At 61.7% G+C, this 8,183-nt stretch carries 8 protein-coding genes and 1 riboswitch; of the genes, 3 read left to right on the top strand and 5 right to left on the bottom strand.

Features of this window, described 5'->3' with window-relative positions; all coding sequences use genetic code 11:
* On the top strand, positions 1 to 548 hold a 548-nt coding region (locus Q0G85_RS09855), incomplete at its 5' end, for an aminotransferase class V-fold PLP-dependent enzyme (RefSeq protein WP_297157492.1).
* Positions 549 to 668: 120 nt separating this feature from the next.
* A complete protein-coding gene (gene mscL, locus Q0G85_RS09850; protein ID WP_297157489.1) occupies positions 669 to 1,106 on the top strand; it encodes a large conductance mechanosensitive channel protein MscL in 438 nt (145 codons plus the stop codon).
* Positions 1,107 to 1,264: 158 nt separating this feature from the next.
* On the opposite strand, the gene Q0G85_RS09845 is transcribed toward mscL, so the two are convergent.
* The 5 genes from Q0G85_RS09845 to Q0G85_RS09825 form a co-directional block, all read right to left on the bottom strand.
* On the bottom strand, positions 1,265 to 2,239 hold the full coding sequence (locus Q0G85_RS09845) for an L-lactate dehydrogenase (RefSeq protein ID WP_297157486.1): 975 nt from the start codon (positions 2,237 to 2,239) through the stop codon (positions 1,265 to 1,267).
* 83 nt (positions 2,240 to 2,322) lie between these two features.
* Positions 2,323 to 2,733 (bottom strand): pyridoxamine 5'-phosphate oxidase family protein, encoded by a 411-nt coding sequence (locus Q0G85_RS09840; protein ID WP_297157483.1) that lies wholly within the window; start codon positions 2,731 to 2,733, stop codon positions 2,323 to 2,325.
* Positions 2,734 to 2,805: 72 nt separating this feature from the next.
* On the bottom strand, positions 2,806 to 3,606 hold the full coding sequence (locus Q0G85_RS09835; protein ID WP_297157479.1) for an energy-coupling factor transporter transmembrane protein EcfT: 801 nt from the start codon (positions 3,604 to 3,606) through the stop codon (positions 2,806 to 2,808).
* Positions 3,603 to 5,552, bottom strand: a complete 1,950-nt coding sequence (locus tag Q0G85_RS09830; protein WP_297157476.1) for an energy-coupling factor transporter ATPase — start codon at positions 5,550 to 5,552, stop codon at positions 3,603 to 3,605. The genes Q0G85_RS09835 and Q0G85_RS09830 overlap by 4 nt, the downstream gene beginning before the upstream one ends.
* A gap of 3 nt (positions 5,553 to 5,555) precedes the next feature.
* Positions 5,556 to 6,149, bottom strand: a complete 594-nt coding sequence (locus tag Q0G85_RS09825) for an ECF transporter S component (protein WP_297157473.1) — start codon at positions 6,147 to 6,149, stop codon at positions 5,556 to 5,558.
* Positions 6,150 to 6,293: 144 nt separating this feature from the next.
* Positions 6,294 to 6,464, bottom strand: a riboswitch (FMN riboswitch).
* Positions 6,465 to 7,467: 1,003 nt separating this feature from the next.
* Between Q0G85_RS09825 and Q0G85_RS09820 the strand changes: the two genes are divergently transcribed.
* Positions 7,468 to 8,183: inorganic phosphate transporter (locus tag Q0G85_RS09820; protein WP_297157471.1), on the top strand; the 716-nt coding region annotated here is incomplete at its 3' end.

Here is an 8,183-nt window from a genome sequence, read left to right as displayed (position 1 = left end):
GTATCGGCGCGTTGTACGTGCGCGACGGCGTGGAGCTGCACACGAACGCATTCGGCGGCGGGCAGGAGCGCGGGCTTCGCTCAGGCACGGAGGCGGTGTTCCTTGCTGCGGGTTTCGCGCGTGCTGTCGAGTTGGCGCAGGCCGAGCATGAGGAAACGCTCGCGCATGTGCGCGCACTGAACGCACAGATTCGCGCCGAGCTCGCGCGCCTTGTTCCCAGCGCCATTGTGAACTCGCCCGAGGACGCGTCCCCCTTCATCGTGAGCGTGAGCGTGCCCGGGCTGCGTAACGCGAAGTCGGTCGCGTACCTCAGCGACCGCGGCGTCTACGTGTCGCGCGCATCGGCGTGCGAGTCGAACCACGAGCACGTGGCGGCCGGTACCTGGCGCAAGAAGCATCCGCTCTCGCTCCAGGCGGCGGGCATCCCGCTTTCGCAGGGCAACACGACGCTGCGCGTGAGCTTCTCGGGTGCGACGACGGCGGACGATGTCGCGCGCTTTGCGGCAACGCTTGCGGAATGCAATGCAGAGCTCGGGAGCCGCAAATAGCAATTGACGCGGAAGCGTTCGGCGCATGGCTATCCGCCGCACCTGGGGTATGCAGCGATTTTTGCTATAGTATCTCGCTGTAAGTTCGCACGCTTTCATTTCAACTGATTGGGGGAGGGCATGAAGAAGTTCCTAGGGGAGTTCAAAGACTTCATCAACCGCGGCAACGTGATGGACCTGGCCGTCGCCGTCATCATCGGCGGCGCGTTCACGGCTATTGTGACGGCTCTCACCACCAACATCATCAACCCGTTCATTACGTTCATCGCAGGTGGCACTCCGGGCGAGATCTCGGGGCTGGTGGTGCCGGGCACTGAAATCGACTTCGGCGCCTTTATTTCGGCGGTCATCAACTTCCTCATCGTGGCGTTCATCGTGTTTCTGCTGGTGAAAGCCGTTAACAAGGCGCAGGAGGCTGCCGACAAGCTTGCGGGCAAGGAAAAGGAAGAAGAAAAGAAGCCGCCCGTGTGTCCCTTCTGCTTAGAGGAGGTGAAGGAGGGCGCGACGCGCTGCCCGCACTGCACCGGTGCCTTCGACGAGCCCGCGAAGGGCAAATAACCTGATAGCGCGCCCGCAATCGAGACATTCTGCAACCAAAAACGCGGCCGCATCTTCAAAAGAGAAGGTGCGGCCGCGTTCGTTTTGCAAGCGTGCTCAACTTGGCGCGTCTTACGAGTGTCCCCTGTGCGCTCGCCGCGTTCGTTTTGCAAGCCAGTCTACAGGTCAAGCTGCTCGATAACGCTTTTGAGCATGTCGGCGGACTCGCGTAGGCGCGCTTGCTCGTTTTCGGAGAAGGGTGCGGGAACCTTGTACTCGATGCCGGCGGCGCCAACGACGGCGGGCATCGAAAGCGCGATGTCGGAAATGCCGTACTCGCCTTCCATCAGGTTCGATACGGGAAGAATGGGCTTCTCGTCGCGCACGATCGCCTCGCAGATGCGCTTCACGGACATGGCGATGCCAAAGTAGGTGGCATGCTTCTTCTCGATGATCTCGTACGCCGAGTTCTTCACGTCGGCCTCGATTTTCGCCATAGTCTCGGCGCTGTGCTCGCGCCCGCGCAGGCGGCTGAACACGTCGATCGGGATGCCCGAGACGTTTGCCAGGCTCCAGATGGCGATTTCGGAATCCCCGTGCTCGCCGACGATGCGCGCGTGGACGTTGCGTGGGTCGACGCCGAGATGTTCGCCGAGCACGTACTTGAAGCGTGCGGTATCGAGCACGGTGCCCGACCCGATGACGCGGTTCGCGGGCAGCCCCGAGAGTTTGAGCGCGACGTAGGTGAGGATATCGACCGGGTTCGACACGACGAGCAGGATGCCGTCGAAACCGCTTTGCGTGATTTGCGGCACGATCGACTTGAAGATGCTGACGTTCTTGCTAACTAGATCAAGGCGCGTTTCACCCGGCTTTTGGTTCGCGCCCGCCGTGATAATCACGACGCCGGCGTCGGCGATGTCGGCGTAATCGCCCGCGTAGATGTTCGCCGGCGATGCGAGCGGCATGCCATGCGCGATGTCGAGCGCCTCGCCCTCGGCGCGGTTGCGATCGACGTCGATCAGCACCATCTCAGAGAACAACCCGCTTTGCATCAGCGCAAACGCGGATGCGGATCCCACGAACCCGCATCCCACGATGCCAACTTTGCGGAAGTTCACAGGCCGCGTGCCTGCCTCGGTGCCGTTTGCCATGAGCCGTTCTCCTTCGTCGAATGTCGTTTCGCTATTGTGCCACAAAACGGCCGTCGGCCCTGCGGGGTGCGGCTCGAAACCATCTAGAGTTCTACGGGAACCCATTCCTCATGGTTGCAGATCCACGCTTGCGGTTCCTCCACGCTGAAGAACGTGAGCGTGGAGTCGTTCGGTCCGTCGTAGGTTTCGCCCAGCCCGCTCAGATGCGCGAAGCCGGCGTAGCGGATGTCGTCGTTGACCTTGTCATCGAGTCCCGCGCGTCCGCGGAGGATGAGCCAACCGTGTCCCGGCCACCATGCCGTCGCCTCGAACTTCGGGTTCGTGACGAGCTCGTCCCACACGTCTTTGGTCGTCGCGGTGCAAAACCAGATCTTGCCGTCCTGCTCGGCGGCGAAGCTGAAGGGACGCACGTGCGGCTGGTCGTCCACGCTCGTGGCGAGATACCACGCGGGCACGGCGCTTAAGTACTGCAGGATCTTCTCGTTTCCGGTCATGAGGGTTCCTTTCCTTAAACAGTAGGGTGCGAAATAATCTGCGGGGAGGAATGCTAATTCGCTCCGACAGCCTTACAGCAGGATGTTCACCGCGATCACACAGGCCAGAAGGACGGCGACGAGCCCGCAGGCGACGCCGTCGCGAGGGGCGAAGCTTAACGGATGGAGCCTCGTGCGCCCCTCCTTGCCGTGGTAGCAGCGCGCCTCCATGGCCGCCGAAAGTGTCTCGGCGTGGCGGAAAACGCTGGTGAACAAGGGAGTCATGAGCGACGAGAGCATCTGCACGCCACGTACGGGGCTGGTCTTGAGCCCCGCGCCGCGTGCGAGCTGTGCTTCGCGAATGCTCGAGAACTCGGTTGCGAACTGCGGCATGAAGCGCAGGGCGATGCCCATGATCATGCCGATCTCGTGCGCCGGCACGCCGAAGCGCGCGAAGGGGGAGAGCAGCCGCTCGAAGGCCTCCGTCAAGTCGAGCGTCATCGTGGTCAGCGTGACGAGGCTCATTCCCGCCATCATGAGCACGAGCCGGCAGGCGATGAGCAAGCAGGTGAGCACGCCCTGTTCGCTTATGCGGATGAACGCCCATTCGAAATAGACGGGCCCTCCCTGCACGACGAACAGGTTCATGATCGATGCGATCACAACGATAAACATGAGCGGCGCGAGCGAGAGCAAAGCCTTCCTTGCGGGAATGCGGGCGAGGGCGTAGGCTCCCACCACGAACAGCGCCACGGGAATAAGCGCAAGAAAGGACCTCGCGTTCAGGGTGATCACGATGAACGCGCACCCAAGCAAAAGCTTCGCGCGCGCGTCGAGCTTGTGAACGGGGCTTGTGCCAGGCACATAGCTTCCGAAAGAAAATCCGCGCATCATAAGAGACCTCGCAGATAGGAGACGATCGAGTCTTCGGTGGCAAGCTCCTCGTGCGGTACGGCAAGCCCGCCTTCGCGCAGAAGGTTCGCGAAATGCTCGGGCGAGGTTGTCGCAAGCCCAACGGCAGTCAGCTCGTCGGCGCGAGAGAATACCTTGGCAGGCGTTCCCTCCATGAGGAGCTTTCCCTCGCTCATGACCGCAACACGGTCGCAGAGATTCGCGAGGTCGTCCATATTGTGGGACACCATCACCACGGTGAGCCCCTCTTCGTGCAGGTGGGACACCATGTCGAGGAACGATTTGCGCGCCTTGGGGTCGAGCCCTGCGGCGGGCTCGTCGAGCACGAGCACCTCAGGCTCCATGGCGAGCACGCCCGCAAACGCCACGCGGCGCTGTTGGCCGCCCGAGAGCTCGAAGGGGCTGCGTGCGGCGATCTCCTCAGGGTCAAGCCCTACGGTGCGCAGGGAGCGCTCGACCCGCGCGGAGACCTCTTCCTCCGAAAGGCCCAGGTTGCGCGGCCCGAAGGCGACGTCTTCCGCCACGGTCGCCGCGAAGAGCTGGTTCTCGGGGTACTGGAACACCACGCCGACGCGCCCGCGCACGTCGTTGGCAGCACCCTTCTCCGCGACATCGCGCCCGAAGGCGACGACGCGGCCGTTTGTGGGGTGCAGGATGCCGTTCATGTGCTGGATGAGGGTGGACTTGCCCGAGCCGGTATGGCCGGCGATGCCCAAGAACTCGCCTTTGCGCACTTCGAGGGTAACGTTGTCGAGCGCCCAGAGCGCCTCGGGGGAATTTCCCCATTTGGCCTGCTTGGGGGCTGGTGTTTTGCCGGCTTTGCGTTGGCGGCGGGCCTCGGCGGCGTCGTAGGTGAACGACACGCCCTCAAGCTGGATAAGCGCATCGCCGCCCGCGGGCGCGGTGGAAGGTGCGGAAGTTTCCGTGCCTTCCGCCGCGCCCTCGCACGCCGCCTCTTCCGCGGGCGAGTCCTGGGATGCCACCTCGTCGCCCGTGCTCCAGGGCTCGGCGCCTTCTCCCTCGCCGCCGCAAGCTTTCGCCGCGCGTGGGATGAACAGGGAAAACACGCTTTCCGCAAGCTCCTCTTCGGTCACGGCGGCGGCAACGAGCACCCCGGCCCGGCGCAGCGCCTGGGAAAGCTCGGCTGCGAAGGGAACCTCCAGGTTGAGGGCGGAAAGTGCATCGACGTCGACGAGCACTTCCTGCGGCGTGCCGACTCGCGCCACCTTCCCCTCATCGAGCACGATGACGCGGTCGGCGAGGGCTGCTTCCTCCATGAAGTGGGTGATCATGATGACGGTCATGCCTTGGTCGTTGAGCGAGCGCACGACGCGTATAAGCCCTTTGCGTCCGCGGGGGTCGAGCATCGCGGAGGCCTCGTCCAAGATGAGGATTTCCGGGTTCATCGCAAGGGCGCCTGCGATGGCGACGCGCTGCTTCTGCCCGCCGGAAAGCGCGTGCGTCTCGTGCTTCTCAAACCCCGAAAGGCCGACGTCTTCAAGGCGTTGCGTTACGCGCTGCCGCAGCTCAGCGGTGGGAACGCCGAGGTTTTCGGGCCCGAAGGCTACGTCGTCTTCCACAAGGGAGGCGACCAGCTGGTCATCCGGGTTCTGAAATACCATGCCGGCGTTCTGACGAATCGCGTAGGTGTGCTGGCGCTCGGAGGTGTCCATGCCGCAAACCTCCACCCGCCCCTTATCGGGAACGAGCAGCGCGTTCAAATGCTTCGCGAGCGTCGATTTCCCCGATCCGTTGCCGCCGAGGATGCACACGAACTCGCCGCGCTCGATCTGCACGCTTGCGCCCGAGAGCGCGAACGCCTCGCCGTCGTAGGTGAACGAGACGTCGCGCACGCAGATGATGGGCGCCTCGGCGGACGCGGGGACGGAGTTTTCGGCGGGTTCTTCGGGCAGAGGCTTCCCAGTCATGGTTTAGCGGCCTTTCACCTGGTTTTTCTTCGGGGTGATGAGGTTCGAGATCGCCTTGTACACGATAAGCGTCAGAAGCGAGTTCAGCACGGTTTTGATCAGGTTGAAGGGCACGACGGCGGGAAGCAGAAGCGGCATGATGACGTCAGTGCTGCCGTACCAGAACGCCACGCCGATCGTGAGGTTCGTGATGATGGCGCCTGCGGTCGCGCACACAACGCCCACGATGAGGCCGAGAACAGCGCCTTTCAGGGTGTGCATCTTCTTGTAGATGAGCGCCGCGGGAACGACGAAGAACAGCGTCGCGCAGATGTTCATGAGCGAGCCAACCCATTCGCCCAGGATAAGGCCGTGAATCACCGCCGCGATCGCACCGACGACGAAACCTGCGCCCGGGCCGAAGGCGAAGCCGCAGACCATCGCGGGCATAAGCGAGGGGTCATAGGTGAGGAAGGGCGCGGCCGGCAGAAGGGGAATCTGGATGAAGGAGAACAGCGCGGCGATGGCGCACATGAGTGCCATGGTGACGAGCTGGCGCGTGCTCCAGCGGTTCGTGTTCTTAAGTTCGACCTGCTTGGTTGCTTGTGTGGCTGACATGACAGCCTCCTTTTCGCAAGGTGGGTTTCTGCGGGTCCGCTTCTCACCCTGCACAAAAAAGCGGGCCCGTATGAATTCCTTTGCATACGGGCCCGCGAATACGCATCAACGACACGCCCGGCAATTGCCGCGGCGCGCTGCGATTCTCTGCCTCTTCCATCCGGACTGTAACCGTTGGTCCCGGATTCTCACCGGATCAGCCAAGCGAACGAAGCGCGGTGGGCACCTCATCTGCTCGGGTCGCGGACTTCCAGCTTGACATGCTGCCTTCTGGTTACCGCCAGTGGGGAATCTCACCCCGCCCTGAAACAGAATTCATCTAGCCCGTATTGTATGCGCGAAAGCTTCAGGCTTCAACCTCTGATCAAGAAGTTTTTGGAAAGGGAAGGCGAAGGGGCGTTTTGGCCTGATGGCTTGCGTGTGCGTGGCCTGCCGTCTTGCGAGATGGGAGAGTTTAAGGAAAGCCCGCGTGCCGGAGAGTGTCGCTCGGAGAAAGATTGCGCCTGAGTCCAGGCTTAACCCAGATGAAACGTGTGGGAAACATGCATCGAGTATCTTTAGGGAGTCGAAGCACGAGACCGCGAAAGAGCGACAATGAGCAAGCTTTCGTGGCGTTGGCATAGCGCGCGAGCATGCGATAGCGGACAGCGCGAGACCGCACAAGAGCGACAAACGCAAGGCCGTGCGAGATGACGAACACCCCGAGGCGGCTCTGCGGCGTGATGCCCCCAACCCACACGCCGCACCCGCCGATTCTGTTCTTCTGTGCAGTAACTGCACAGAAACGGGGTCTTTTCGCATATTTTTCAAGTTAGAAGGCCTTCGGCAATACATAAGAGCGTTGCTGCTGCGTGCCCTCGCACGAGCTATTTGTACCCCCAAGACCTGCCAAAAAAAAGGCGGTATTCATCAAGCGGCGCCGCTTTCCCCATGCTTTTTCGAGGAGCAGCGCATCGAGTAATAGAATAATCCCAGGTCAGAAAAACGTTCACTATCGGAGGCTTTTTGCCGGCGTGGCTCATTGTCCCGAAAATGATGAAGAATGCCCCATTCCTGGCAGGTCTCCCCGCCCTGAGCGTCAAAGGCGCGCTTCTGCCGCTCCCTGTGCTTCTCGGCGTTGAGGGTTGCCTGCGAGTTTCCGCCGTCGGGGGGATTTATGCACATTGCCGATATTGCCGCCTTGCAACCCTCGGTTTGCTCTACATTGTTAAGGCTGTGTAAAATGCGGTCAGCATGAGCCAATGCATCTCGTGCTCGATCCGCGTGGGCCGAACACGAACTCCCGAAAGGGTGTTCAACAACATAGACGGGGTAGCACGTGGCGCTTACGTTCGTAGATTTTCTCACCCAAGCGATGGCTCAGCCCATCCTCTTCGTGATTTTAATCCTCGTTATCGGTGTGACCGCCGTTTCCGGTGCCACCGACGCGCCGAACGCCATCGCGACGGTCGTCTCCACCCGCTGCCTCAAGCCGAATACCGCGATTGCGCTCGCGGCCGTGTTCAATTTTGTCGGTCTGGTCGGCATGACGTTTATCTCCACCGCCGTCGCGAAGACGATGTTTGGGATGGTCGACTTCTCGGGAGATACGAATGCGGCGCTCTTAGCCCTGGTCGCAGCTATGATAGGTGCAATCGCGTGGGGTGTCATCTGCTGGATATTCGGCATTCCATGCTCGAAGTCCCACTCGCTTATCGCAGGCATCACCGGTGGCGCCATCGCGCTCAATGGCTGGGCGGGTGTGGTTCCCGCGGAATGGGCGAAGGTCATCTACGGCATGGTGTTCTCCCTGGTCGCTGGCTTTATCCTGGGTTGGGTATTCACCAAGGCAATCGAGGCGCTCTTCCGCAGCGTGAACCGTATCTATGCGAATCGCCTGTTCATCGTTATTCAGGACCTGTGCGCCATCGCGCTGTCGTTTTTGCACGGCGCCCAAGACGGCCAGAAGTTCATGTCCATCGCCATGCTCGGCGTCGCTTTGTCCTTCGGCAGCTCGACGCCTGATTCAAGCGGCTTCCCGATGTGGATCATGAT

The organism is uncultured Ellagibacter sp. (assembly GCF_934617235.1).
In the GTDB taxonomy this organism is placed as follows: domain Bacteria; phylum Actinomycetota; class Coriobacteriia; order Coriobacteriales; family Eggerthellaceae; genus Ellagibacter.
The sequence above is the reverse complement of the archived record's forward strand: the minus strand, read 5'-3'. Positions and strand labels throughout refer to the sequence as shown.

What these genes read in the sequence shown, in the direction of transcription:
- Q0G85_RS09835 (WP_297157479.1), bottom strand. Translation starts at nt 3,606, where the DNA reads ATGATGCGCGGATTTTCTTTCGGAAGCTATGTGCCTGGCACAAGCCCC.
- mscL (WP_297157489.1), top strand. Translation starts at nt 669, where the DNA reads ATGAAGAAGTTCCTAGGGGAGTTCAAAGACTTCATCAACCGCGGCAAC.
- Q0G85_RS09840 (WP_297157483.1), bottom strand. Translation starts at nt 2,733, where the DNA reads ATGACCGGAAACGAGAAGATCCTGCAGTACTTAAGCGCCGTGCCCGCG.
- Q0G85_RS09830 (WP_297157476.1), bottom strand. Translation starts at nt 5,552, where the DNA reads ATGACTGGGAAGCCTCTGCCCGAAGAACCCGCCGAAAACTCCGTCCCC.
- Q0G85_RS09845 (WP_297157486.1), bottom strand. Translation starts at nt 2,239, where the DNA reads ATGGCAAACGGCACCGAGGCAGGCACGCGGCCTGTGAACTTCCGCAAA.
- Q0G85_RS09825 (WP_297157473.1), bottom strand. Translation starts at nt 6,149, where the DNA reads ATGTCAGCCACACAAGCAACCAAGCAGGTCGAACTTAAGAACACGAAC.